The sequence below is a fragment of the Exiguobacterium sp. U13-1 genome, from assembly GCF_001750115.1.
GTDB lineage: Bacteria > Bacillota > Bacilli > Exiguobacteriales > Exiguobacteriaceae > Exiguobacterium_A > Exiguobacterium_A acetylicum.
In genome coordinates this window covers 2,570,805-2,596,253 of the sequence record NZ_CP015731.1, presented here as the reverse complement: position 1 = coordinate 2,596,253, position 25,449 = coordinate 2,570,805, and the positions used below count along the sequence as shown (strand labels likewise).

29 protein-coding genes are annotated in these 25,449 nt (G+C 44.0%); 19 read left to right on the top strand and 10 right to left on the bottom strand.

Annotation, left to right across the window (positions count from 1 at the left end; all coding sequences use genetic code 11):
- The first annotated feature begins 18 nt into the window (after window positions 1-18).
- Together ESP131_RS16565 and pepF are read left to right on the top strand one after the other, a co-directional pair.
- Entirely contained in the window at window positions 19-969 is a 951-nt protein-coding gene (locus tag ESP131_RS16565) for a competence protein CoiA family protein (protein WP_071908824.1), read from the top strand.
- Between the two features lie 64 nt (window positions 970-1,033).
- Entirely contained in the window at window positions 1,034-2,836 is a 1,803-nt protein-coding gene (gene pepF, locus ESP131_RS13580) for an oligoendopeptidase F (protein ID WP_029342208.1), read from the top strand.
- 216 nt (window positions 2,837-3,052) lie between these two features.
- On the opposite strand, the gene ESP131_RS13575 is transcribed toward pepF, so the two are convergent.
- Both ESP131_RS13575 and ESP131_RS13570 read right to left on the bottom strand, forming a co-directional pair.
- Complete coding sequence (locus ESP131_RS13575; protein WP_029342209.1) at window positions 3,053-3,844, bottom strand: DsbA family protein; 792 nt, start codon at window positions 3,842-3,844, stop codon at window positions 3,053-3,055.
- A 94-nt stretch (window positions 3,845-3,938) separates the two neighbouring features.
- Window positions 3,939-4,499, bottom strand: coding sequence for a CYTH domain-containing protein (locus ESP131_RS13570; protein ID WP_052169458.1), 561 nt, complete (start codon window positions 4,497-4,499; stop codon window positions 3,939-3,941).
- A gap of 117 nt (window positions 4,500-4,616) precedes the next feature.
- Between ESP131_RS13570 and ESP131_RS13565 the strand changes: the two genes are divergently transcribed.
- Genes ESP131_RS13565 through ESP131_RS13555 form a run of 3 tightly spaced genes read left to right on the top strand, consistent with a single transcriptional unit; the run spans window position 4,617 to window position 6,978 of the window.
- Window positions 4,617-5,261: a GTP diphosphokinase gene (locus tag ESP131_RS13565; RefSeq protein WP_035396676.1), complete on the top strand. Its 645-nt coding sequence runs from the start codon at window positions 4,617-4,619 to the stop codon at window positions 5,259-5,261.
- A 10-nt stretch (window positions 5,262-5,271) separates the two neighbouring features.
- Window positions 5,272-6,075, top strand: a complete 804-nt coding sequence (locus ESP131_RS13560) for an NAD kinase (RefSeq protein WP_023468882.1) — start codon at window positions 5,272-5,274, stop codon at window positions 6,073-6,075.
- 18 nt (window positions 6,076-6,093) lie between these two features.
- Window positions 6,094-6,978: an RluA family pseudouridine synthase gene (locus tag ESP131_RS13555; RefSeq protein ID WP_029342210.1), complete on the top strand. Its 885-nt coding sequence runs from the start codon at window positions 6,094-6,096 to the stop codon at window positions 6,976-6,978.
- Window positions 6,979-7,031: 53 nt separating this feature from the next.
- Here ESP131_RS13555 and ESP131_RS13550 read toward each other — a convergent pair whose 3' ends face one another.
- Window positions 7,032-8,201, bottom strand: a complete 1,170-nt coding sequence (locus ESP131_RS13550; RefSeq protein WP_029342211.1) for an FtsW/RodA/SpoVE family cell cycle protein — start codon at window positions 8,199-8,201, stop codon at window positions 7,032-7,034.
- Window positions 8,202-8,345: 144 nt separating this feature from the next.
- On the opposite strand from ESP131_RS13550, the gene fabI reads away from it, so the two are divergent.
- Both fabI and ESP131_RS13540 read left to right on the top strand, forming a co-directional pair.
- Window positions 8,346-9,119, top strand: coding sequence for an enoyl-ACP reductase FabI (fabI, locus tag ESP131_RS13545; protein WP_069940858.1), 774 nt, complete (start codon window positions 8,346-8,348; stop codon window positions 9,117-9,119).
- A 110-nt stretch (window positions 9,120-9,229) separates the two neighbouring features.
- Complete coding sequence (locus ESP131_RS13540) at window positions 9,230-9,448, top strand: hypothetical protein (protein WP_029342213.1); 219 nt, start codon at window positions 9,230-9,232, stop codon at window positions 9,446-9,448.
- A 4-nt stretch (window positions 9,449-9,452) separates the two neighbouring features.
- Here the strand turns inward: ESP131_RS13540 and ESP131_RS13535 are convergent, their stop codons facing one another.
- Entirely contained in the window at window positions 9,453-9,965 is a 513-nt protein-coding gene (locus ESP131_RS13535; RefSeq protein WP_029342214.1) for a YjcG family protein, read from the bottom strand.
- A gap of 145 nt (window positions 9,966-10,110) precedes the next feature.
- Between ESP131_RS13535 and ESP131_RS13530 the strand changes: the two genes are divergently transcribed.
- From ESP131_RS13530 to ESP131_RS13520, 3 genes are read left to right on the top strand one after another with little or no spacing between them, the layout of a single operon-like run.
- Window positions 10,111-10,653, top strand: a complete 543-nt coding sequence (locus tag ESP131_RS13530; protein ID WP_034786059.1) for a phosphatidylglycerophosphatase A family protein — start codon at window positions 10,111-10,113, stop codon at window positions 10,651-10,653.
- Window positions 10,653-11,273: a phosphatase PAP2 family protein gene (locus ESP131_RS13525; RefSeq protein ID WP_069940857.1), complete on the top strand. Its 621-nt coding sequence runs from the start codon at window positions 10,653-10,655 to the stop codon at window positions 11,271-11,273. The genes ESP131_RS13530 and ESP131_RS13525 overlap by 1 nt, the downstream gene beginning before the upstream one ends.
- Window positions 11,273-11,770: a hypothetical protein gene (locus ESP131_RS13520; protein ID WP_029342217.1), complete on the top strand. Its 498-nt coding sequence runs from the start codon at window positions 11,273-11,275 to the stop codon at window positions 11,768-11,770. The genes ESP131_RS13525 and ESP131_RS13520 overlap by 1 nt, the downstream gene beginning before the upstream one ends.
- A 60-nt stretch (window positions 11,771-11,830) precedes the next feature.
- Here ESP131_RS13520 and ESP131_RS13515 read toward each other — a convergent pair.
- The 5 genes from ESP131_RS13515 to ESP131_RS13490 all read right to left on the bottom strand — a co-directional run bounded on the left by ESP131_RS13515 (window position 11,831) and on the right by ESP131_RS13490 (window position 17,046).
- Window positions 11,831-12,993, bottom strand: a protein-coding gene (locus tag ESP131_RS13515; RefSeq protein WP_152548188.1) for an IS3 family transposase whose coding sequence is annotated in 2 segments (ribosomal slippage) — window positions 11,831-12,717 and window positions 12,717-12,993 — 1,164 coding nt in all. Because the reading frame shifts where the segments join, the coding sequence is not laid out codon by codon here.
- Between the two features lie 131 nt (window positions 12,994-13,124).
- The gene (locus tag ESP131_RS13505; protein ID WP_023468873.1) at window positions 13,125-14,000 is read right to left on the bottom strand and encodes a DegV family protein; all 876 of its coding nucleotides are present in this window, start codon (window positions 13,998-14,000) and stop codon (window positions 13,125-13,127) included.
- A gap of 65 nt (window positions 14,001-14,065) precedes the next feature.
- Entirely contained in the window at window positions 14,066-15,391 is a 1,326-nt protein-coding gene (gene brnQ / locus ESP131_RS13500; protein WP_047393690.1) for a branched-chain amino acid transport system II carrier protein, read from the bottom strand.
- Window positions 15,392-15,737: 346 nt separating this feature from the next.
- Entirely contained in the window at window positions 15,738-16,031 is a 294-nt protein-coding gene (locus ESP131_RS13495; protein ID WP_050677561.1) for a hypothetical protein, read from the bottom strand.
- Between the two features lie 247 nt (window positions 16,032-16,278).
- Window positions 16,279-17,046, bottom strand: coding sequence for a hypothetical protein (locus ESP131_RS13490; protein ID WP_231925635.1), 768 nt, complete (start codon window positions 17,044-17,046; stop codon window positions 16,279-16,281).
- Window positions 17,047-17,142: 96 nt separating this feature from the next.
- Here ESP131_RS13490 and ESP131_RS13485 point away from each other — a divergent pair, with 96 nt between their 5' ends.
- The 7 genes from ESP131_RS13485 (at window position 17,143) to ESP131_RS13455 (ending at window position 22,939) form a co-directional block, all read left to right on the top strand.
- On the top strand, window positions 17,143-17,700 hold the full coding sequence (locus tag ESP131_RS13485) for a GNAT family N-acetyltransferase (RefSeq protein WP_029342191.1): 558 nt from the start codon (window positions 17,143-17,145) through the stop codon (window positions 17,698-17,700).
- 8 nt (window positions 17,701-17,708) lie between these two features.
- A complete protein-coding gene (locus ESP131_RS13480; protein ID WP_029342190.1) occupies window positions 17,709-18,422 on the top strand; it encodes an alpha/beta fold hydrolase in 714 nt (237 codons plus the stop codon).
- A gap of 86 nt (window positions 18,423-18,508) precedes the next feature.
- Complete coding sequence (locus tag ESP131_RS13475) at window positions 18,509-19,600, top strand: conserved virulence factor C family protein (RefSeq protein ID WP_029342189.1); 1,092 nt, start codon at window positions 18,509-18,511, stop codon at window positions 19,598-19,600.
- A gap of 360 nt (window positions 19,601-19,960) precedes the next feature.
- Window positions 19,961-20,173: a hypothetical protein gene (locus ESP131_RS13470; protein ID WP_023468866.1), complete on the top strand. Its 213-nt coding sequence runs from the start codon at window positions 19,961-19,963 to the stop codon at window positions 20,171-20,173.
- Window positions 20,174-20,253: 80 nt separating this feature from the next.
- Window positions 20,254-20,700, top strand: a complete 447-nt coding sequence (locus tag ESP131_RS13465; RefSeq protein WP_029342188.1) for a BsuPI-related putative proteinase inhibitor — start codon at window positions 20,254-20,256, stop codon at window positions 20,698-20,700.
- A gap of 33 nt (window positions 20,701-20,733) precedes the next feature.
- Window positions 20,734-21,552 carry an ammonia-dependent NAD(+) synthetase gene (gene nadE / locus ESP131_RS13460; protein ID WP_069940856.1) on the top strand — a complete coding sequence of 273 codons (819 nt, stop codon included), beginning with the start codon at window positions 20,734-20,736 and terminating at the stop codon, window positions 21,550-21,552.
- Between the two features lie 115 nt (window positions 21,553-21,667).
- Window positions 21,668-22,939 (top strand): FAD-dependent oxidoreductase, encoded by a 1,272-nt coding sequence (locus tag ESP131_RS13455; RefSeq protein WP_047393698.1) that lies wholly within the window; start codon window positions 21,668-21,670, stop codon window positions 22,937-22,939.
- Window positions 22,940-22,997: 58 nt separating this feature from the next.
- On the opposite strand, the gene ESP131_RS13450 is transcribed toward ESP131_RS13455, so the two are convergent.
- Window positions 22,998-23,393, bottom strand: a complete 396-nt coding sequence (locus tag ESP131_RS13450) for a disulfide bond formation protein B (RefSeq protein WP_029342185.1) — start codon at window positions 23,391-23,393, stop codon at window positions 22,998-23,000.
- A gap of 65 nt (window positions 23,394-23,458) precedes the next feature.
- Between ESP131_RS13450 and ESP131_RS13445 the strand changes: the two genes are divergently transcribed.
- Both ESP131_RS13445 and ESP131_RS13440 read left to right on the top strand, forming a co-directional pair.
- Entirely contained in the window at window positions 23,459-24,349 is an 891-nt protein-coding gene (locus ESP131_RS13445) for a transcriptional regulator CcpC (protein ID WP_029342184.1), read from the top strand.
- Window positions 24,333-25,445 carry an N-acetyldiaminopimelate deacetylase gene (locus tag ESP131_RS13440; protein WP_023468860.1) on the top strand — a complete coding sequence of 371 codons (1,113 nt, stop codon included), beginning with the start codon at window positions 24,333-24,335 and terminating at the stop codon, window positions 25,443-25,445. The genes ESP131_RS13445 and ESP131_RS13440 overlap by 17 nt, the downstream gene beginning before the upstream one ends.
- Window positions 25,446-25,449: the final 4 nt, after the last annotated feature.

The following is a 25,449-nucleotide window of genomic DNA, read 5'->3' as shown; positions in this document are numbered from 1 at the left end:
CAAAAGGGGACGATTCAGATGTTTGAAGCCATTAATGCTTCTGGTAAACGCATCATGATTCACAGATTTCCCATCCATGAATTAAAAGCGATGTCCTTACGTTGTCCGTATTGCCTGAAGCCATTGCGCGTCAGGCAAGGACGACGACCACATTTTGCACATATCTCAGCTTGTTCAGGAGAAAGTAGTTTGCATATGTCCTGGAAAAAGCGTATTGCCGATTCTTTAATAAACGCAGGTATCCAAGTCGAATTTGAATGGATGACTGGAGAGAGACGTTTTGACCTGTGGATACCAGAAAGGGAACTTGGAATTGAAATTCAACGTTCTCCAATGTCGGCAGAGGAATGGATGAGACGAGCCATACTTGATGCGAAACAAGAACAAACAGTTCGGTGGATCGGATTTCATCCTTCACAGGGTGTCACATTGCGATTGCAAGGTTGGATGCGACAAGCATTTTTACAAAATGATTATTTGGATCTAATCGTCGAGAATCAAATCCGGAGATTTCGACATCCGGTTCCTTTTGCGAAACATCATGTCTATTGTACGGTTCAATCGCTTTCGTTATCTGATTTTCTCTCGATAGAGTCTTCATCATTTCCTCGGAAATTTTCAATCGCTCGATGGCAAGGAATCGTTCATCGCTATCGTCGACGTCCTTTTTATCCTTCATTACCTCCACGCCTCCTAAAGGTTCCACTGTATCAAGCAGGTTTCCATCTACAAAATCTTCCCTCTTTTGTCTTTCTTCCCATCACACGTTTATTATTTCTACCCGTCCATCCCTTTGAATTTCAAATCGTCGTCTTTTTAGAGCTAAAAGGAAGATATACTTCGATCTGTCTGGAACATGCCATAAATCAACTGCTTCAGCAATTGAATCTATCAATTGAAAGAGAGTTGATTGATGCTCTTGTCAGGGAATGGATGGAGCGGATTGAGGAGGCGAATAAGCTGTTTTAGCAGGAGCACTTCGATTGTTTGTCGAAAAGAAAACAGGTATAACTGAATTAAAGGAGTGAGGGAAATGGCAGAAGTATTAACACGTCAAGATGTTGACGTTACAGAAACATGGAATCTAGAGTCGATTTACGCAACGAACGAAGCGTGGGAAGAAGAATTCGAATCGGTGAAAGCGATGCTTCCATTACTCGTCGAGTATAAGGGTCGTCTTGGACAGAGTGCAGAAACGCTCTATGAAGGGTTACAGTTACGAGACGAAGTCTCAAGACGCCTTTATAAGCTTTATACATACGCGCACATGCGTTATGACGAAAATACAGCAGACAGCTTCTATCAAGCCATGAACGACCGTGCTCGGACGCTCGCGTCGCAAATCGGAGCAACACTTGCTTTCATGACACCAGAACTATTAGCTGTACCTGAGTCAACGATTGAGACGTATCTTAATGAGAATCCAGATCTTGCGATGTATCGTCACGCATTTGATGAATTGAATCAAGAGCGTGAACACGTCCTGACGGAAGCAGAAGAAGCGATTCTTGCGAAGGCAGGAGAAGTACTCGGTCAATCCGGTACGACGTTCGGTATGTTGAACAATGCAGATCTGACATTCCCGAAAATTAAAGGGGAAGACGGAGAAGAGACAGAGTTGACGCATGGTCGCTTCATCACATTCCTTGAATCATCTGATCGTTCGGTCCGTGAAGCAGCATTTAAAGCGATGTACGGAACATATGCGAAATACACCAATACACTCGCCTCGACACTTGCTGGGTCAGTTAAGAAAGACAACTTCTATGCGGATGTCCGGAAGTTCCCATCGGCACGCGCAGCAGCTTTACACGGTAATGCGATTCCTGAGTCCGTCTATGATGGATTAGTTGAAGCGGTACATGAGCATTTACCACTGCTCCATCGTTACGTCGCCCTGCGTAAGCGGGTGCTCGGACTCGATGAACTACACGTGTATGATATGTACACACCACTCGTTTCTGAGGTGGAGATGAAAGTCTCTTACGAGGAAGCGAAACAATTGATGGTTGAAGGACTCGCACCGCTCGGAGCGGAGTACAAGCACATCCTCGAAGAAGGATTGTCTGAACGTTGGGTTGATGTCCGGGAGACGCGTGGTAAACGGAGTGGAGCTTACTCTTCTGGTGCTTATGATACACAGCCGTTCATTTTGATGAACTGGCAAGACAACATCAACAACCTCTTTACACTCGCACATGAATTCGGACATTCTGTCCATAGTTATTACACGCGGAAATCTCAACCATATCCATATGGTGACTATTCAATCTTCGTCGCAGAAGTCGCCTCAACGACGAATGAAGCATTATTGAACGACTATCTATTGAAAAAAGTGACGGATCGTAAAGAAAAACTCTATCTATTGAACAATCAACTCGAAACATTCCGCGGAACATTGTTCCGACAAACGATGTTCGCCGAGTTCGAACATGCAATCCATGATGCGGCTCGTCTTGGACAATCGCTGACACCGGAATTCCTAACGTCAACGTATTATGCGTTGAATCAAAAATACTTTGGAGAAGAAATTGTATTAGATGAAGAAATTGGTCTAGAATGGGCTCGGATTCCACACTTCTACTACAATTATTATGTCTATCAGTATGCAACAGGTATTTCTGCTGCTGCTGCCTTGACGGATCAGATTCTAGAAGAAGGACAACCTGCTGTAGAGCGATACATCAACAATTTCTTAAAAGCGGGATCAAGTGATTATCCAATCGAAGTGTTAAAAGCTGCGGGTGTTGATATGACAACAAAAGCACCAGTGGAAGCAGCACTTCGTCAATTTGAACGTGTCCTAGATGAATTTGAATCTTTGTTAGCAGAGTGACATCTTTGTGACAAAGTGAACAAAGAGTGGAAAAGAGGAGTGGTCCACGATATACTTATATTGTGAAGAGGGTCACATTCCCCAGTCGATTCTCTTTTTCCCCCATCCAGTGGTCAAAAGAAAAGTCCTTCTCGTCATGAGGGACTTTTTCTTTTGTCTATGATTGAACATAAAAAGGACAGTGAAGCACGCTTCACTGTCCTTTTTATGTTTTTATCATGCATGTGCCGAATCTTTTAAATGACGCCATACTTTTCCATCACAGTACGATAGAGAAGCACATTTTTGTTGCAAGACTAGTTTTTTTAATTCATGTTCAATCTGGGATTCAGGAGCGTCATAAATAAAGGCGATTTCAGCCGTTGTTGCTGTTTCATACCGTCTCAAGAATTGTTCGAGTGGTGGCTTCGGTTGTTTTTCGATCGTATGATCTAGCAATTCACTTAAGATCGAGACATACACCAAATACTCATAAGGTCCTTCTGCTTTAATCGCTTCTTCGTCTCCGACGAAAGCAAGTGTCGGAAGAATCCGAACATCCCACTCGGTGACTAGTTCAGTTTCTTTCTCGAGCATTTGCTGAATCGTATCCGACGACACATCACGATGGAACTCTTCTAAATCCAAACCATACTCCGTCAATGCTTCTGCTAGCCGCATCAATGATGGGCGACTATAAGCACTTTCTCCTTCGACGTTATGAAGCATTCGAAGGCGTCGCATGAATCGCATACCAAACGTTTTTCCTTGAAGCTCAATTGCTTTTAGAATGACGAGTGGTGACATATCGCATGCAGATCGTGATGGAGCACATGGAATCGTTGCAATCGTCCGAAGACGGAACAGATGACCATATTCTAGCTCTAGCTTCTTGAGGACGGGTATCAACCGTAAACCATCCGTTTGTGTCACATCTAGAAAATGATAGATTTCCAGAGGTTTCGTCGGTTGTTGAATCGATGGTTCGTCCAATGAACAATAAGATCCGTTGCATTGTGCGTGTTCCATCCGTTCACCCCTTCCTGTTGTTATCGTTACCCTATTTTAGCAACGAAAAAAAAGAAAGAGCAAAGGTTTTGCTTGTTCATTCTTACACGAAAAATCAAGAAAGCGCTTTACGTTCCATGAAGCGAACGATTTTGTTTTTTGTTTTGCGCTTGGGAATGTCGTGTTCTGAAAGAAGTCGCTCGAAATCCTTTTGCCCTTGTTCGAAGTTACTGACCTCAAACTCTAACTCATAATCGGTATGTCCGAGATAGCGACTTTTATCAAGGACAAGCAATCCTTCTGGAAGAACGGTTTCGATTCGTTCTGTCTCTAATCGACCTAAATGTTCTAAAGATCCCTGTAAATCAAATGACTTTAGCTGATTGTTCATCTCTTCGGAATGAATTAGACCGTATTTGAATAAATCTTCTGCTTCAGTTGCTGATAACGTGACATGTGTCTCAAGCAACCCCTTTTCATGAGGTTGTTTTAAAGTCAGTACGAGTCCCTGTTTTTTTTCACGAATCCGTAATGCAGCGCCTTTTTTACGAAGTTCAAAATCTGGTGTATCAAAATAATCATTTGCTTGCCAAATGGGTTGTTTTGTTGACGCATAATGGGTAAATAGTGATAGATATTCTTGTTCAGACAATAAGTTCTTAAATTCGATTTCCAATTCTTGTCTAATCGGAATCACGCCTTTCTAGTTGAATGTCTGAAAATATGATAACATGAATGAGGTAGGAACAGGCACCGAACCAATACTATTCGATTAAAAGTGGTGACAAATCAGATGACAAAAGAAAATTGGGATTTATTTCTTGCGCCGTATCAAATCGCGGTCGATGAGTTGAAAGTTAAGCTAAAAGCGATTCGTAAACAATTTCAGCAACGGGGAGAACATTCACCGATTGAATTTGTCACAGGACGGGTCAAACCTGTAAAGAGCATTCTTCAAAAAGCGGAACGAAAAGCAATTGCGCGCGAGTCATTAGAACAAGATATGCAGGATATCGCCGGATTACGTATCATGTGTCAATTCGTCGATGATATCATTCATGTCCTTGAGCTCTTGCGCTCGCGCGGAGATTTCAAAATCGTCGAAGAACGAAACTACATTACGCAAAAAAAGGATAGTGGCTATCGATCGTATCACGTCATCATTGCCTATCCGGTACAGACAATCGAAGGTGAAGTTCCGACATTAGTCGAAATTCAAATTCGAACACTTGCGATGAACTTCTGGGCAACGATTGAACACTCGTTGAACTATAAGTACCAAGGAAATATTCCGGAAGAGACGCGTGAGCGATTGCGGCGTGCGGCAGAGGCAGCATTTTTGCTTGATGCGGAGATGAGCCAGCTGAAAGTAGAAATCCAAGACGCACAACTCGTCTTTCAACGCGACGCTAAGGCGTCTGAACGATTAAAAGAGTAGGGGGATGACCATGCGTTTTGCAATCACGGCTCGTGATGATGAGCGATCTCATGCGCTGAAACAGCAACTCGAGCAGGCATTGACGGATCGAGGATGTATTCTTGATGTCAGCCAGCCGGAAATCGTCGTCTCGATCGGTGGAGACGGAACGATGTTACAGGCGTTTCATTCGTATCTAGATCAAGTAGAGACGATCACGCTTGTTGGGATTCATACGGGGCATCTTGGTTTTTATGCGGATTGGCGCCCTGAAGAAATGGATGAACTGATTGATCATATCGCGAAGCAGGATTTGGCGACGGTTCAATACCCATTGCTTGAACTCTCGATTGATTATGCGGATGGTTCACACAACCAACTGCTTGCCTTGAATGAATGTACGATTAAAAGTTTTAATCAGACGCTCGTTTGCGATTTATCGATTCGAGGCGACTACTTCGAGACATTCCGAGGGGACGGGTTGTGTGTATCGACACCGTCTGGTTCCACAGCTTACAATAAGGCACTCGGCGGAGCGATCGTTCACCCGGCGCTCGAAGCAATTCAAATTACAGAGATGGCTTCCATCAACAATCGTGTCTACCGGACGATCGGCTCACCGATGTTGTTACCGAAACATCATGATGTCGAAATTCGTCCCGTTAATCCGATTGATTTTCAGATGACCTATGACCACTATGCTTCGATCATTCATCAAAACGTGACATCGATTCGGTGCCGGGTCTCTGATAAAAAAGTGAAATTTGCTCGTTTTCGTTCTTTCCCGTTCTGGCAACGGGTGCGGGAATCTTTCCTGGCAGACGAAAGACGTTAAAGTAAAGGAAATGGAAACATGAATGGATTTCAGCTACAACAGATGGTGACTGACATCGAGAATGGCTGGCGTGTCAGTCATTTTTGTACGACCCGCTTAGGAATTTCACGAAAAATGTTAGTATCGATTAAAAATCATGGGGATATCACGCGTAATGGTCAGCATGTTAACGTCCACGACGTCTTACACGCGGGTGATCATGTCCATATCTTCTTCCCGGAAGAGACACCAGCACCGGATATGGTGGCGACAGAAGGGGAACTTGATATTTTGTTTGAAGACGATTGGTTACTCGTCGTCAATAAACCGCCAGGCATGGCATCGATCCCGTCACGATTGCATCCAGAACGCTCATTATCGAACTATGTCCTTGGTTATTACCGAAAACAAGGAATTCCGTATGCGATCCATATCGTTAATCGGCTCGATCGTGATACGAGTGGTCTTGTCTTGTTCGCGAAACATGGGCTTGCCCATCACCGGATGAGTCTTATGCAACGATCCAATGAATTAGAACGACATTATTTAGCGTATGCACCCGGAAACGTACCGGTACAAACGATTGATCAACCGATTGGTCAAACCGATCATTCTTTCATGGAACGGATGGTACGACCAGATGGTCAACGAGCCATTACGCATATCTTAAATAGCCGTCTAGTTCGAGCCTTTGACCAAGAAATCTCATTACTCGATATCCGACTAGAGACGGGTCGGACACACCAAATTCGTGTCCACCTTGCTTTTCTTGGGCATCCTTTGATTGGCGATACGATGTATCAAGGAAACCCGTTGCTGCCGCGTCAGGCGCTCCATAGTGCGTCAGCAACGTTCCTTCATCCTGCGACGGGAGAACGGGTTCGTTTTGAAGCACCACTTCCTGAGGATCTCCGACTGGAATGATGAAGTACACAAATAAAAGGCAATGGACTTGGTCCACTGCCTTTTATTTGTGTTTAGTCCTCATCGAACATGGAAATCCGAGATTGAGAGGCGATTGCCATGATCAATCCTAGACCGACGAGGTTTACGATCATCGTTGATCCACCATAACTGATGAACGGTAAGGGAAGACCTGTGATCGGTAAGACACCAATCGTCATCCCGATGTTTTGGAAAATCTGGAACGTAAACATCGCGACGTATCCTGTCACGATATAGGTGCCAAATGGATCCGCCGTTTCAAGTGCAATTTGAATCAAGCGATAGACGAACAGGAACAAGACGATCAAGACGATGGCAGCTCCAATGAAACCGTAGTGTGAGGCAATCGTCGTAAAGATGAAGTCTGTATGCAATTCTGGAACAAACACTTGCAGTTTCCCGTATCCAACGCCGAACATTTGCCCTGAACCTGTAGCGTTGATTGCTTGGACGAGCTGGTACGACAGATCATCCGCATATTCGAATGGTTGCAACCAAGCCATGATCCGGTTCATCGCGTGACCCGGGAAAAAGGTGGCGAGTAAATCGTTCTGGAAAAAGAACAGATAAAAGAAGATGATGACGGCGCCTGCAAACAGACCGAACATTGTCAAAAGCCATTTCCAATTTAGTCCTGATAATAACATCGCACATGCCAAGATGACGCAGAGAATCAAACCAATCCCTAAATCGGGCTGAATGATGATGAGACCGAGCGGCAAGGCTGTAACCGCGACTAACTTGATAAGTAACAAGAGATCTCTTTCATGTTGAACATAACGCGCATTGTGCTCGGTAATAACGGCAGCGAGCGTCACGATCAAAAAGAACTTCATGAACTCAGCCGGTTGGACCGTACCGATAACGGGGAATTGATACCAACCGTATGCCCCTTTGATTTCAGTGACGATTGGTGTACCACGGAAAATGACAAGACCGATCAATGACACGATACCTGCTCCATATAAAAACCAGTGGAATCGCTTCAACTGTTCATAATCGATGAAAATGACGACGGATAACGCCATGAAGCCGATGACATACCATTGAATTTGTTTGGCAGAGAAGTTGATGGCACTGATCGCACCTTTAAGCGAAGGTTGTGCTGTATAGATGGCGATGATACTGATGACCATCAGACAGGCGAGTAAAAAAAGCAACGTATGATCATAACGTTGTGTAAATGATTTGAATCGATTCATTTCATCCCTACTTTCTATCACTTTCTATATTACCGTAATTTATCAAATCCGCAATATCAAGAGCGATGGTTGACAGAAGCGTTACGTTTTTGTAACCTGAAGATAGGTTTTATTACCAGGTACTAATTCAAGGGGGACTCTATCATGAATATTTATCCTTCACTCGAAGGCAAGACGTACGTCGTCATGGGCGTCATCAACCAACGTTCGATTGCATGGGGTATCGCACGTGCGCTCGACGCTGCTGGAGCAAGCCTGGCATTTACATATGTCGGGGAACGTTTTAAAGCACCACTTGAAAAATTAGGGCAAGAATTATCACGTCCGGCTTCTTATTATACGTGTGATGTCACAAGTGATGAAGAAATCGAACAGGTCTTCCAAACAATCCATGCGGATCACGGTAAGATTTCAGGAATCGCTCACTCGATCGCATTCGCGGACAAAGAAGCGCTTCGTGGTGAATTCTCTGGAGTAACGCGTGAACAGTTTGCGCAAGCACTTGATATCTCAGCCTACAGCTTAACAGCAGTCGTCAAGGCGGCGAAGGATTTCTTTACGGAAGATGCATCCGTCATCACGTTGACGTACCTTGGTGGTGAGAAGATGGTTCCGAACTACAACGTCATGGGTGTTGCGAAAGCCGCATTAGATGCAAGCGTTCGTTATCTCGCTGCTGAATATGGTCAGCAAAGCGTTCGTGTCAATGCCATCTCAGCTGGTCCAATTCGGACAGTATCAGCAAAAGGTGTCGGCGACTTCAATTCGATTCTTGATAGCATCGAAGAACGTGCGCCACTTCATCGTAACGTCACGACAGAACAAATTGGTCAAAGTGGACTGTTCTTGCTTTCACAAATGTCGAGTGGGGTGACAGGAGAAATCCTTCACGTTGATAGCGGATTCCACATTCTTTAATAAAAGATCGATTAAGCCAGGCTTTCCTAAGTGGGAGGCTTGGTTTTTTTTGTGCTGGATCGGGGAAGTATCAAATATGAACATGTTGAAGGAGAGAGGAAGTGTAATGGATGAATGCAATCGATTTTACAGTCGTGCAATATGTGAACCGTCAAGTACGTGTCGATCCACAACTAAAGACTGAGCCAGTCGCTCGGATTCAACCAATTCGCCCAATCGATGCTTATCGTGAACATGAAACTGACGATTTTTTAGAAGAACAAGCAAATGCATACGGTGTATTACCAGAACTAAAACTTCCCGGTCGAAGCTTCGACCGGGAAGTTTAATCATTCATTGACCTGAGAAGCGGAATGTCTCATAGACACTCCAAGCACCGTTTTCCAGTTCATACAATAAAGCCATTTTCGTAACGTCCTCTTGGAAACGAATATCTTCCATCTTGAGACGTTCTAACACGTCGAACAGTTCGACATCCGACAGTTCTTGACCAATCGTGATATGTGGCAAGAAATCGTATTTCGGCTTATGTTCGAGTGGCCCTGTATGCAAAGCGCGATGTAATTGTTCTAACTCATCCGTTGGCATTACTTTAAGGAACAAGACATTGTTCGTCGGATGGAACGAACGAGCTCCTTGAATGTGCAAATTGACAGGCTTCGTTTCGGACGCGATTCGATTCAACTCCGTCACGATGTGGTCTAATTCTGTCTCATCGACTTCCATCCGCTCCCGTAGCGTGATATGAGGTGTGATCAGTGCATACTTCGAGTCATATCTCTTTCGGTATGAATTTGCAAAATCTTGAACGCGTTTCGATGGAAACAATACAACCCCGATGTTCATCGAAAATCCCCTACTTTCCCCTGAAATGATAACGCTTTACAAAATAATCATGACGGATTCTGGCGTCGATGTCAAAGAAGTTTGAGAGGAGGTTCAGAATCCGTGTATACTAATGAAGTACTTTGTTGGAGAGGTGGATATAGTCATGAAGAAAACACATTCAAAAGAAGTCAAACAGGCAGCTATCGATAAGTTACATGAACGAGGGGTAACGATTCATGCGATTGCTGAAATCGTGTACCAGATGCAGGCCCCATACACGGTAGATCTGACAATTGAAACATGTGTCAGTTCAGTAGAACGTGTTCTTGAAAAACGTGAATTACAACATGCGATTCTCGTCGGAGCAGAACTAGACATCTTGGCGGAAAAAGGGTTATTATCAGAACCCCTCCTGTCCATCATCCAAAGCGATGAAGGGCTATTTGGCGTAGATGAGACGATTGCGATTGGCGCCGTCAACACGTATGGTTCGATTGCGGTTACGACGTTCGGCTATTTGGATAAAGCAAAGGTCGGTATCATCAAAGAACTCGATACGAAGCTTGGGGATGGAAAAGTCAATACGTTCATGGATGATATCGTCGCGGCCATCGCAGCAAACGCGTCCGGACGACTAGCGCATCGCTTGCGGGATAAAGAAGACTACTCAGCAGAAGAATTAGAAGAACGTAAGGGGACATACTAATGCGGGGTGCGAGAGCGGCATGGACAGGTGCGTCTATTGCTGTCGTCTTGTTCGTGATCATCGCTGTCTCGATTCGAATGACAGGCTATTTCTTATTTGATGCCCAATTATCATCATACATGTCGCAACATGTTCCTGGGGATTACGTTTCTTGGTTCACTCAACTCGGATCAGGTCCAGGAGCGATGACGATGACAGCGTTACTTGGCATACTGAGTTATGTCTTGTGGCGAGATCGTATCGCAAGCATCTGGTATGTGCTCATGGCAATATCGGTAGGGGTGTTGAATCAAGTCGTTAAATTCGCTTTTGTTCGAGAGCGACCTTCATTAAACGAACTGGTTGGCGGCGTAGGATACAGTTTTCCGAGCGGTCATTCTGCGATGGCATTTGCTGTCTATGCTGGATTTCTCGTTGTTGCGTTTCGTCATCTAAAAACAGGTGGGAAAGTACTTGTATCGATCGTGACGATTGGATTATTCCTCGCCATGGGAGCTTCTCGAATCATTTTAAACGTTCACTATTTCTCAGATGTCATCGGTGGGTATTGTTTTGCCGGAATTCTTTTATGTAGCTCCTATGCATTCATCGTCTCCCGTAGAAAAAAAGGAGTGGCTTGATGTTACTGTTAGATGTTGATCACAGTTTGTTATTTGATGAAGAGACGATGCGCTCCATCAACAAGCCGACGTTGCTTGTCGAGCGAGTCGCTGGGCGACCTCGTTTCATGACGATGCGAGCGCATCTTAGATTAAAACGGTTAGTATCGATTAACGGTGTTGTTCCGGTGACGAAACGAACGATGGAAGAGTACCAGCAGTTGGAACTCTTTCAAATCGATGCGCCACCTAAGTGGGCGATCATTGACGGTGGAAAGATTTTGCTCAAAGAAGGAAAAGTGGATCGTCGATATGAAAATTGGCTTCGTCAATTCAATAAGGAGACATCACTTAATTCCATTCTTGAGTATCTCATCGAAATGGAACAAGTTTCAATCGATGTATATCCTTCTGAGACGTTATCCAGTGTAATCACGCTGCCGCATGAACCGATTCAACGGACGACGGACGAAGCGGTATTACTAGAAGAACTATTTCGTAAGTATGAAACGACATGAAAAAACCGGACGGTAGACTAGACTGACCTAGCAATATGAGACACATATAAAGCACCTTGATTAGGCTGCCTGTACACCGTATTTTTTCGGTGTCAGGTAGCCTAATTTTTCTTGGATTCGTTCTTCGTTATAGTAATTTAAGTAATTAGTAACGCGTTCAGAGACCTCATGGTCTCTTAGTGAATTAAATTTGACGTACTGGAATTCCTCGGACTTTAAATTAGAGTGGAACGATTCGATAACTGCGTTGTCCCAACAGTTTCCTCTACGAGACATACTGCTTGTTAGGTGATTCCTTTTAACGAATTCTTGAAAGGCGTATGACGTATAGACACTTCCTTGGTCCGAATGAAGGATGACCCCTTCGGGATAGTTTCGATTCTCAAGCGCTATCTTCAACGTATCAATCACAAGAGACGTTTGTTGATGCTCGTATAACTTGTATGCGACGATTTCGTTATTAAAAAGATCCATAATGGTGGAAAGATATTTCGTCGTGCTGCCGTATTGGATATAGGTGATATCCGTCACCCACTTTTGATTCGGTTTACTTGCTGTGAAATCGCGCTTGATGAGATCCGGTGCCGTTATGATGCGCTCACCTTGAGACTTCCATCTTCGCTTCGGCTTGATCCGACATTGGAGATGGTGTTTTTGCATGATTTTCTGTACGGTATTCCGATTGGCTTTTAACTGATAGATTTGCTGTAATAATGCCTTTATTTTTCGATGTCCATTCCGATACTTCGTCTGTTTACTTAGTTCAATGACGGTTTTTTCGAGCACCGAAGGTGCTTTCACAGATTCCTTAATCCAACGGTAATAGCTTGCTCTTGGTACATTCAAAGCGCTAAGAATGGCGGTGATTGTATACTTTCTCCGAAGAAACTCTACAATTTTTATGACTACTTCTTTCTCAACTCTCTTTCGATTTCCATGTACTTTTTTAAGATCTCATTTTCCATCTTCAGATGTGACATTTGTCGTTCTCTCTTGTCATCCTCACTCGCAGAATCTGGACCATGTCCATAGGTATATTGTTTACCGATTGGCTGATCAAATCGATAATGTTTGTTAGAGCGATACCATCTCATCCATGTTTTGATTTGAGATTCATTTTTGATTCCGTACTTCTCCATGATTTCTCTCGTCGTTAACTTACCACTCAACTTATCTTTGACTACTGCCCATTTTACTTCACTTGAATATACGTTTTTGCCCATGCAAAAACACCTCCGATGTTAGTACTTTTTAAAAGTGTACCACTCCGAAGGTGTTTTATATTGTCTCAAAATTTTAGGTTAGCCCACGGTCTGTTTGAGACCGTCCGGTTTTTATCGTTTCGTGCAAGATATCAAGTTGTCGGTAAAGGAATCTCATCGAACCAGTACACACCGACCGTCTCAGCGCCAGCATGTGCCAAGATGGAAGGACCAAATTGGGTAATGCGTACTTGAAGCTCCGGATGTTCTGTAGAAATCAAACGCCGTAATTCTTCTGCAGCGGCATGAGCGAGCGTATGACTGACATAAAGCGTCCGATCATATACACCATGAGCGCTGACTTTTGATGAAATTTCACTAACCATTTCTTTAAAAGCTTTTTTGATGGAACGAACTTTTTTAAATGGAACAAGCCGTCCTTCCTCATTAAATTGAGCGATTGGTTTAATATTGAGCATGTTTGCTAATAAAAATTGACTTCCTGAGACACGTCCGCTACGTCGCATCGTCTCCATATTTCCGATAATCAGATAAAAATGCGATTTGTGCTTGAATGTCTCAAGCGTAGACATGACTTCATCTGGACCTTTACCAGCAGCAACGAGTCGTTGTGCGATCCGGACAAGTTCTTGCTGATTCGCAGCACCTGTATACGAATCAATCGCGTATAAGGGGAAACCGACGGCTTCAGCTGCAGCGACGGAACTCGAATATGTGCCGCTCAGTCCACTCGTGATATGAATCGCATACCCATAATCATAGCCATCTTCAAGTAATTGTTCATACAAGGTTACGAAGTCACCGAATGATGGTTGAGAAGTCGTCGGTGAAACGTGGGAATCTTCTCGCATTTTTTGATCAAGTTGTTCAATCGAGATATCGACGTACTCCCGGTAAGACTCTCCGTTTAAGATGAGTAAAGTCGGTATCACATGGACTCCGATTTTTTCAGCCTCTCCTGGCTCAAAAAAAGCCATGCTGTCGGTAATCCAAGCAATCTTATCCATGTATATGACGCCTCCATTAATATAACCATTTTGTCCATCATACCATAGCGATGAAAGCGGAATCACTAGCTAGCGCGTTTTTGTGTGATAGAAGCACTGGAAACGTGTCCAAACCATGAACTGATACCAAAGGCGATGAGTGTCGGGAATAACCATTCTAAACTTTGATCCACTAAAGGTAAGGATTGATAGAACGTTTTAAGATTTCCCGGGAAAAGCGAAAGTTGATTCAACGCACTACAGAATGAGAAGAAAATCGTTACTCCAAGAGTTGATTGATAAACGACCGATTTACGACGGAACAGATGACGTATGAATGTCAATGCGATCAAGACGATGACGATTGGATAAAGGAACATCAATACCGGAACAGCGATGGATAACAATGTCTGCAATCCGACGATGGATACCGTAAGACCAAGAGCAGTCGTGAAGACACTTGCCGCTTTTAAAGATACACGGTTGGAAATCGTCATCATATATTCTGCAAATGCGGTGACGAGACCAACTGATGTCGTCAAACATGCAAGCAAGATCGCAAGACCAAGTACAGCTAAACCGATTGAGCCGAATGCAGTATTTGCATAATGTTGAAGAAGTGCTGGACCATCAACTTTTCCGATGGCGGCAAATGTGTTACGTCCGATCATTCCAAGTCCGACATAGACGAGAGTCAAAGCAGTGGCAGCGATGATTCCGGCACGAGTGACGACTTTAAATTGTGCTTTTCGTTCATGAACGCCTCGGCTTTTTAGTGTATGCAGTACGACGACCCCAAATACTAAGGCACCGAGTGCATCAAGCGTTAAGTATCCTTGAAGGAATCCTTGAATGAATGCCTGTCCAGTCGTCTCATACGCTTCGTTTGGTGAAGCGACGCTCGAGAGTGGTGAAATGATACTACTGATGCTTAATGCAGCAAGAGCGATTAATAACAAAGGTGTGATGAAACGTCCGATGATCTCAAGTAATTTTCCTGGTCGTAGTACAAGATAGAGTGTAGCAAGGAAAAAGAGACTTGATGAGATGACCAACGTCATTTGTGAAGGAGCACCGAGAAACGGAACGACTCCGAGCTCATACGTAACAACCGATGTTCGCGGAATCCCGAAAAAGGGACCAATCGCAACATAGAGTGCAAACGTCAAAGCAGCACCTACAAAACGAGGGAGTGGTGCAGCAAGTGTTTTGATGCCGCCTCCGATAGAGGCAACTGCAAGTAAGCCGAGCAAAGGAAGACCGACACCCGTTACGATAAAACCAAGGATGGCAGGAAGGAACTGTGAACCTGCAAGCGCACCGAGTTCCGGTGGGAAGATGAGGTTACCCGCACCGAAAAATAAAGCAAAAATCATAAATCCTAAAGCAAATGTATCTTTTGTCTTAAACATGTGTTGTCCTCCATTCATCCTAATTTCATAAAAAAAGCCTCATCCACTCAGTTTGTGGATAGGCGTCGTTTGCACAGACGCCTTGTCGAAATGACGAAAAGGGCCTGGATCTTCATTTTCTCAAACGAGAAATGAATCTTCAGTCCCTGCTCTTAATCACAATCAGTCGTTCTTGGATGAGCGTTGCGTGTGTCATGTTTAAAACCTCCTGTTTGAATTTTTCTAAGGATAACATGAAGAATTTAATAAAACAATATTTTCTGAAAATTCACCACCGAATTTTTGAAAATAAATAACGCCTCGAGCAGAGATGACGGTCTCTACTCAAGACGTTTCACGTTACATATCAGCTCGTTGCAATCGAGCGCGTTTTTTTGTGGCGTTTCAATTTATGGAGGAGCCAAGCGTGAACGACCTCACAGGATTGACGTGGTAACGTCAGTTCAACAAGCGATTCCTGCTGTTGCCCTTTAATGATGAAAAGTCCATTTTCTTCATCGACAGGGGCGATGGTCATTGAACTCGCTTCATTCAGCGACAATTTCACTTCACCGAGTGTCGCATCCTTTAATTTCAGGATGTTCCCATTTGTCGCAAATTTCGTGAATGAGCCAATTCCGTTCACTTTTAACTGATCCATATTGAATTCCTCCTTCTGTTGATTCCAGTACTATCCCTATAAAAAACCGGGTCTAACTTCTATCTTTAAAAGGTTATCCTCATTATAGCGAAGTCTTCACAAGATGCTAGTCTTATTTTGTGTGAAAATTCGAAAAATTTTTTAACAATATTGTCATATGGATAGGAATACCTGTTAAGAGGGAATCGTCATGTGAAATTCAAATAGAACAAAAGCATCCTTTTCTAAAAGAAAAAGATGCTAAAGGTCAATCTAACTCAAAACTCCATTTCTTCTTGCGGCAAACAAGCGTTCCTCGTCGAAGAATCGATTCTTTCTCCGCTTCAAAATCTTCATGTAGTACGCTCATGTCTTCATACCGTCCTGCTACATAGACAGGAATCGTAATATTTCTTGAGAAAACAGACCGTTTTGCACTTTCGAAATCAATCAATACTCCTTCTTTGAGGAGATGACGGATATGAATCATGATTTCAGCTGTTAAGGCGATCGAGGCGACGGATCGTGCGTGCTGACGAAATTTCCGTTGTACGAGGTCGGAGATAAGTTGTTCTATCCGTGACCAATCCTTTAAGTAAACCGAAGCATGAAGACCATCGTGTTCGCTAAAATAAACTAGTTCATTCTCAATCGATTCAAGGAAAGGGAGCGGTGTACCTCGTTTCATATGCATTAAAAATAATAACTCCGCGATTTCGACATCCGTTAATACATCGAGCGAATGGGAGGAGCGAATATCAATAGCAGTCAAAGGATGACGCTGGACATCTGTTGATTGTGAAAACTGTTCGATCTCATGCCCTTCGATGTAATGAAGCATCGTGCGAAACGATTGTTTCGTCTGTTTGAAATCACTTCCTGAAATAAGTAAAGGACGTTTCAAATCGACGGCTGCGGCGAAATCAGAGAAATGTACTCCTGACATCGTCAATCGTTGATTTTCCTCGTCCTCGTATAAGTAAAGTAACGCACTCGACATACCACTTCGCTTCCTTTCCATAACTAACTCCTTCATAATTTAATAGTAGCAAAACTTCGAATTGCCTGAAAGGATATTTACTTCTGAAAACGGGCATACTACATAGAGAAGCATAAAGAGAGGTGATGGAGCATGTGGGGCTTGCGAAAGCCATTCCCGGAATTGCGGACCGAGCGCTTCATATTACGGGAGCTCGAAAACCGTGACGCACGCGAATTGTTTAAAATCCTATCGGACGATAAAGTGATGTACTATTACGGATCAGATCCGCTCGTGACGGTCTATGAAGCTAAAAATGTCATCAGTTACTTTAAAGAACAGTTCACGCACGGTAAAGCGATTCGCTGGGCAATTGCTGATGCGCAAACGAATCAATTGATCGGTACGATCGGATTTCATAACTGGCTATCCCAATACCATCGGGCTGAGATTGGTTTTGAAGTTAGTCAAGACTATTGGCAACGTGGTGTCGCTTCGGAAGCGGCAAGAGCTGTTCTGACATATGGCTTTGAAGAATTTGCTCTCCATCGAATCAGCGCCCTCGTCGCACCTGAAAATCTCGCTTCTAATGCATTGGTTCAAAAATTAGGATTCAAAGCAGAAGGATTACTAGAAGATTATGCATACAGTCATGGCCGTTTCATGGATTTGACGATGTACCGTATGCTCGCATCTGAATGGAAGGGATGAGGTAGTCAATGGAAAAACAAACACTTGTACTCCTGCATGGATTTACAGGAGGAACAGATTATTTTAATCGGGTAGAGGCAAATTTACGACATTCCTTTGATGTATTACCACTAAGTTTACCAGGACATGAGGGACTTGATGTTGGTCCGGATACGATTGAAGGCTTTGCAGAATGGGTCATGCATGAACTTGATCGACGTGGTATCGAAAAGCCGATCATCATCGGGCATTCCTTTGGTGGATACATTACAGCTGCAATCGTAGAAGGGTATGCGGATCAAATCAGTGGATACGGTCTCGTGTACTCGACAGCTAAAGCAGATGATGAACAAGCGAAACAAAAACGAAATCAAAATATCACGCGCGTTGAAGAAGTCGGTGTCAGAGAATTCGTCAATGGTCTTGTTCCGTCCTTATTCGCTGAAGGGGCAGATGAGTTCGCTGTCGCTGAAGCACTTGAAATCGGGTACATGATGACGGTCGAAGGAGCCATCCGTGCGCTTTCTGCAATGCGAGATCGGCGAGATATGACGAAGGTCTTAACGAAAGCAAACGTAAAAGGTGTCATCATTCACGGCACGAAAGATCAACTGATTTCAGAGGAAAGCGCATTTGCACCAAAGAATGATCATCTCATACATCGGTCAACAGACAGTGGACACATGGGGATGTTTGAGACACCGGATGCCTTCGTTGCAATCATTGAAGAAGCATTCAAGTAAGTTTTTGCCCTACGGTCACGTCTGTAGGGCATTTGCTTTGCATTTCAGATTAGATATCTGAAATGATAGAAGTGGAGGGGATACACATGAAAATCGTAGCGATTGAACCAACACCAAGTCCAAATAACATGAAAGTCATCGTTGATGAGGTCTTTTCGGAAAAAGGACAGACATTCGAGCATGCCTTTGGCGCACCGGAACACATTCAGCGATTACTTGAAATACCTGGCGTTAAGTTCGTTTATCAGGTCAGTGACTTTTTATCGATCGAGCGTTATCCGAAATATGATTGGCGTTCGCTTGTCATCGATATACGACGTGCGTTCGGTGAAACGTTAAATGATGTTGAACAGCACGAGACAGATGCTGAGTATGAACCTGTCCATCTGTTCGTGCAGTTCATTTTAGGCGTACCAATGCAAATCAAAGGTGTAAAAGGATTAGAAGAAAAACGAGAAGGGCTGTCGGAACGTTTCCGAGAAGCAGCGCTATTCGTCCAACCATTCGTTCAGAATGTCATTAGCGATCGACGCTGGGTGGAACAAGCACCTCGATACGGTGATCTTGACGAAAGTTTGCGTGAAGTAGCGAATGAGATTGAGATTGCATATCCAGTCGAACGTATCGAACGTCTTAAGTCGCTCGCAGCAGGAGAAGATATTACATTTAGCGGTCAAGCGATTCAATCAACCGATTGGAAAGAACGATTCGCGGCGCTCGATGAACTACCTGTTGAGATGGAATGGGTTCCTGCTTATGCTCGCCTGCTACAGGATGAGAAGATGCAAATTCGACGTCAAGCGATCGTAAAGCTTGGGATGTTCGAAGATCACCGTGAAGAACTGTTAGAGTATTTGACGAGTGCACTGCATGACCCGTCAGGGATTGTGCGTCGGACAGCAGGCGATACGATTTCTGATTGGGCGATGCCAGAAGCTGAACCAATGATGATGGAAGCATTAGCGGATAAAAATAAATTAGTACGCTGGCGAGCTGCTCGCTTCTTGTTTGATGTCGGAACGGAACAGTCGATTCCAAGACTGCGTGAAGCAATCCGAGACCGGGAATATGAAGTAGCTCTACAAGCCGAACTCGCATTGACGCGAATCGAGAGTGGGGAAGAAGCACTAGGAACGGTTTGGCAGCAAATGAATCGAATGATAGATGAAAGTTCATGAGAACTTAAAAAATAATTGCTTGAGAGAATCATTCGACAAAATGAGTCACTAATTGTCTAGGTATATTTTCCCTGTTGTCTAAAAATGCTGGTAAAATAATCAAAATTATGTTGTCATCTTTTTGAAATCGAAATGAAATGTGTTGGAAATGCTTATTAAAACGCTTGCATCTAACAACTAAATCAAGCATTCCAAAATATCCCTGATGAAATTGAAATATTGTTTTGAAATGAAATGTCGAATGACAATTTTCTTCTTTTTTCTGCCCTTTGGTACAGTTAATCTACAATAACGAATTCGAATCATGTAGGTCATCTCTTGGCTGGGCATTATGAATGAGAAAAGGGGAGAATCGGGGATATGTTACTTTTCGCTGAAACAGATTTAGCAGTAGGATACAAGGAACGGACAAAAACAGGGGTATATGTAACGATCGAAACAATCGACAGTCGGACGATTACATTAGTCGCACCAGCAAACGCGGCAGAGGATATTTGTGACGAACTGTTTGCGACAGGATTAGAGCAATTGTTTTCATTCAAGATGAATCCATCGACTTTACCTGTGGCATAAGCGGATAAACGTGCGAGAGAGGAGAATCCTCTCTCGCTTTTTTTTGTGATAAAATTAATAAAGATAAAAGGAGGGATGAGATGAAACGTCTCGTTTTCATTCTGCTACTGCTTACTGTTTGTTTAGCAGGTTGCCAAGAAAAGAAACAACAGGCAACAACAACCACGAACGAACCGATTCAGATCGCAGTCAAAACGACCAAGCAGGACGACATGATGCAATTAGACATATCTTTAACGAATCCAAATGATCATAGTGTGAACGTGACGTATCCTTCCTCACAACGTTTTCAGGCTCAATTGATTGATGCGAAACAACACGTAACGTATGATTTTGAGAAAGAACAAGTTTTCACGCAAGCGATTGAAAAGGATACGTTCACGAAACGTGAAACGAAACAGTATACGGTTGAATTACCAATCTCCTCTTTAGGTGATAGCACGGAAGTTCGCGTATCGACAATCCGTCAATTCAAGGGAGCAAGTGCAAAACAAACGACGGATCGACAAATGATTGATTCAAAATGACGATCAACACAATGTGAAGGAGTGAAGTGATTCATGCAACAAGAAATCATCCAAGTAACAGGAGTAAAGCCTGTCATTGATCCAGCACAAGAAGTAAGCGAGCGGGTAGGCTTCTTGAAGGCGTATCTCAAGCATACTGGAGCAAAAGGATTCGTATTGGGCATTTCAGGGGGACAAGATTCTTCGCTCGCAGGTCGTCTATGCCAACTGGCAGTTGAAGAGTTGCGAAAAGAAGAGGGGAAAGATGTCGCATTTTATGCGGTCCGCTTGCCTTACGGGGAACAACAAGATGAAGCAGACGCACAGACAGCCTTGACGTTCATTCAACCGGATCATTCGCTTCGTGTGAACATTAAACCAGCAGTCGAAGCATCGATGCAGGCGTTCAAAGAAGCGACAGGTGCAGAACTCTCCGACTTTAGTAAAGGAAATACGAAAGCGCGGGAGCGAATGAAAAGCCAGTATGATTTAGCCGCTCATTATGGCTGCTTAGTCGTTGGAACGGATCATGCAGCTGAATTCGTGACAGGATTCTACACGAAACATGGTGATGGTGCATGTGATCTGACGCCATTGACGGGACTGAATAAACGGCAAGGGAAACAACTCTTACGTTACTTGAACGCACCAGAAGTCTTGATTGAAAAAGTTCCGACAGCAGATCTTGAAGAAAACCGTCCGGCACTACCAGACGAAGTGGCACTCGGAATAACATACGAAGAAATTGATGATTACTTGGAAGGTAAGACGATTTCAGAAGCAAGTCAAGAAAAGTTAGAGACGCAGTATAAACGTGTTGGGCATAAGCATCATATGCCGGTCTCACCACTCGATGAATGGTGGAGAGCATAATCAAGAATAAGGAGGCGTGATTTCATGATTGAAATCGCGTCTTTTTTCATGTTCTTCGATTCTTCTTCAATCGTTATGGGAAAAGAAAAGAAATGACGATTGAGGAGGCGGGAGTATGACGATTGGTATCATAGGTGGAGGATTATCCGGCTTGACGGCAGCGGCATTATTCGCAAAACAAGGAACACCGGTCACGCTTTGGGATGCTGGATTACTTGGAGGACGTGCCACCTCTCAAACCGTAAAAGGGTTTACGTTTAATTACGGTGCTCATGCGATTTATGGACGCGATCAATCGATTCTTCGCAAATTAACGAAACAGCTCGGTATCGAAGTGACGTGGTTAGATTTCTCAGCGAGTCGTGCGAAATATGAGTTTTCAGGTCATTTGACGGCAGTTCCTGCGAATGCCTGGGGATTACTAAAAACAGAAGTCATCGAAGGAACGAACAAAGTACGTTTCACATGGGAGATCATTAAAACGATTTTACGAGTCGAACGAGGGGATCCGCTACAATCGATCGGACAATGGTTAAAAACAGAACGAGTCGATGAACAAGTGGCACAGTTGATGCTTGATTTGGCATCAACGAACTTTTTTACGGCAGAACCGGAAAAAATCCCGTCAGACGTCTATTTCGAGTATTATCAAAAACTTTTTCGGACGCGAAAGCCTGTCTCATACATCGAAGGTGGGTGGCAAGGGTTAGTACAGGAGTTGGAACGGATCATCCTAGAGAATCGTGGAGAGATCTTGAAAAAAACAAAAATAACAGCAGTCGAATCGACTATGACAGGATTCTTAGTCCGTGATCGAAAGAAACAAGAATGGAACGTCGAACGGATTATCTTTGCCGTACCACCGCGTGAAATTTTAAAAATGGCGACCCCAACTGTCATTCAACGATTTGTTACACCGTATGCGAGTCATGAACCAGTAGAAGTATTCGTGTATGATCTTGGACTTCACCCGTATATTCAAACACCGTATTCATACATCTACGACCGTTCGCATCGAGCGTTCATCACGGATTTATCGCATTATGATACAAGTCTTGCACCGAAGGATGGTCAAGTCCTTCAAGCAATCGCCTATCTTGAACACGATCGACTTGATGATCCCGATTATATTGGACATGTCCGAACGGGAATCGAACAGATGCTTGACGTTCATTTTGCAGATTGGAGACAACGTATCGTCGCAGAACGAACGATCAAACGAGCAGTCGTACAAGAAATCAAATGGAAAATGGGGCAAACGCCACTTGCGACTCACATTCCGGATCATGCAGGTGTCGCTTTCGTCGGGGACTGGTGTGAAGGTACGGGACAACTCTCAGAGCTTGCGTTCTCAAGCGCCGTCAGCGTCTTCAATCGCTGGACGTGATGTACGATACAAATAAGGAGAAGCTCAAATAGCTTCTCCTAATTTGTATCGTGTTGTCTTACGCTTCATTGTTTGAACGTGCTGGATAGAACGCTAGTACTAAGAGTAATGTAAAGGCAATAAGACTCATCATCGGAATCGTCAAGAAGCCAAAATAGTTGACCCATTTAATGAGACAGCCACTCGTACATAACGCTTCGCCATCGGGTAAGCGCTCAAGGATGACGTGGTACAAGGCGACACCAAAGCCGGCAAGCACATACAGGCGGACGAAGAGCGGATCAATCGTTTTCGACCGGAATAGCGAGATGAGCAAATAAAAGGCTGTCGTATACATGAATAGTCGTTGCCACCAACAGAGCGGGCAGGGAATGAATCCGCGAATTTCACTGAAATAGAGACTGCCAAGCGTTGCAATCGTTGAGATGATGAACATAAAATGATAGCGTGTCATATGTATCGTCCTTTCTAACGTGTTAAACTAATGCCATCTTATATCATGAGGAGTCGAATCTCACATTGCAAGTGTCGGAAATGGAAATGTTGATCACCTTATCGGAAGAATTGAATATGAGGCGCGCTGCTGAACGATTATTCGTCTCGCAACCTGCACTTAGTCAACGTCTCGTTGCGATTGAAAGACGCTGGGGAACAAAATTATTCATTCGTTCATCGCGTGGGTTAAGCATCACACCACAAGGAGAAAAAGTAATCGGTCTCGCAAAAGAGATGAATCGGAAGGAACTCGAGTTAAAAAGTGAATTGACAGCAGAAGAAGGTGCCGTTTATGGGACGCTTCGGATTGCCGTCGCTTCCATCATGGGGCAATACTGGCTCCCGCGTGTCTTAAAACGATTCGTTGAGCGTTATCCGCATGTCCGTGTCCAGCTTGTCACGGGTTGGTCGAGTGAGATGATGCGTCATATGTTAGAGGAACATTTTCATATCGGGATCATTCGTGGAAACCCGGACTGGAAAGGTGTCAAAGAACGTCTTTTCTCGGATCCGCTCTATTTAGTCGATAGTGAGCTGACGTCGATTGAACAATTGCGCGTGACGGATCGACCGTTCATCCAGTTCAAGAGTGATTCGACATACTACCAAGAAATTTTAGAGTGGTGGCAAGATCGGTTCGCAAGCCCCCCCTCTCGGACGCTGGTCGTCGATCAAATCGAGACATGCAAGCAGATGGCTCTACATGGAATTGGATTTGCGATTTTACCCGAGTCGACGATCCAGCAATCAAATGAAGTCATGCAGCTTCCGTTAAAAACATCGTCCGGAAAGATATTAAAGCGAGATACATGGATCTTGTCTACGGAATCGATGCTTGAGCTGAAACAAGTTCAAGCATTTTGGGACATCGTAAAAGAAGAAGGAGGAAGTCAGTCAGATGGAATACGCCATTGAAATGCGGCGCGCGCTTCATAAAATACCAGAACCAGGGTTCAAGGAATTTAAGACGCAAGCTTTTATATTGGAACAAATTCGTGCTTATCCACCAGATCGTGTCACGTATGACACGTTTGAAACGGGTGTTTTCGTTCGAGTGAAAGGATTGACTGGGAATCGGACGATTGGGTACCGGGCAGACATTGATGGGTTACCGATCGAAGAAGCGACAGGTCTTCCATTTTGCTCGGAACATCCAGGCTTCATGCATGCCTGTGGTCACGATATGCACACGTCGATTGCGTTAGGATTAATGAAACGAATCATTGAATTGCCGGTCATGGATGATGTCGTCTTTTTATTCCAACCAGCGGAAGAAGGTCCGGGCGGGGCAGAACCGATGATTAAAAGTCCGTTGTTTGAAAAATATCGTCCAAGTGAGATGTATGGTCTTCATGTCGCACCGGAATATCCAGTCGGTACGATTGCGAGCCGTCCTGGCGTCTTGTTCGCGAGTGCTCGAGAAGTCCATATCACGATCTATGGTCAAAGTGGTCACGCGGCATTTCCTCATTTGACGATTGATACAGTCGTTGCGCAAGCAGCCTTGATCATGCAATTGCAAACAATCGTCAGCCGATCCATCAATCCGATGAACTGTAGCGTCATCACGATCGGAAAGGTCGATGCTGGGATTCGGGAAAACGTCATCGCCGGTAGAGCTGTTCTTGACGGAACGATGCGCGCACTCAATGGAGAAGACATGGAAAAACTGGAACGACGCGTTCGTGACATCATCCGGGGAATCGAAGCTTCGTTCGGCGTCAAGATTGATCTACAATTCGGAAATCGTTATTACGAGGTCGTCAATGACCGACACATCGTTGATAAATTCTCATCATTCGTCAAGATGAATGCGAACTACATCGAATGTGATGCAGCAATGACAGGAGAAGACTTTGGATTCATGTTGAAGGAAATTCCAGGAATGATGTTTTGGCTCGGAGTCGATAATCCGACATCTGGACTTCATCAACCAACTTTGAATCCAGATGAATCCGCAATTCCATTTGTGATTGATTTACTCGACCATTATTTCCGAGAATATGTTTAAAAAG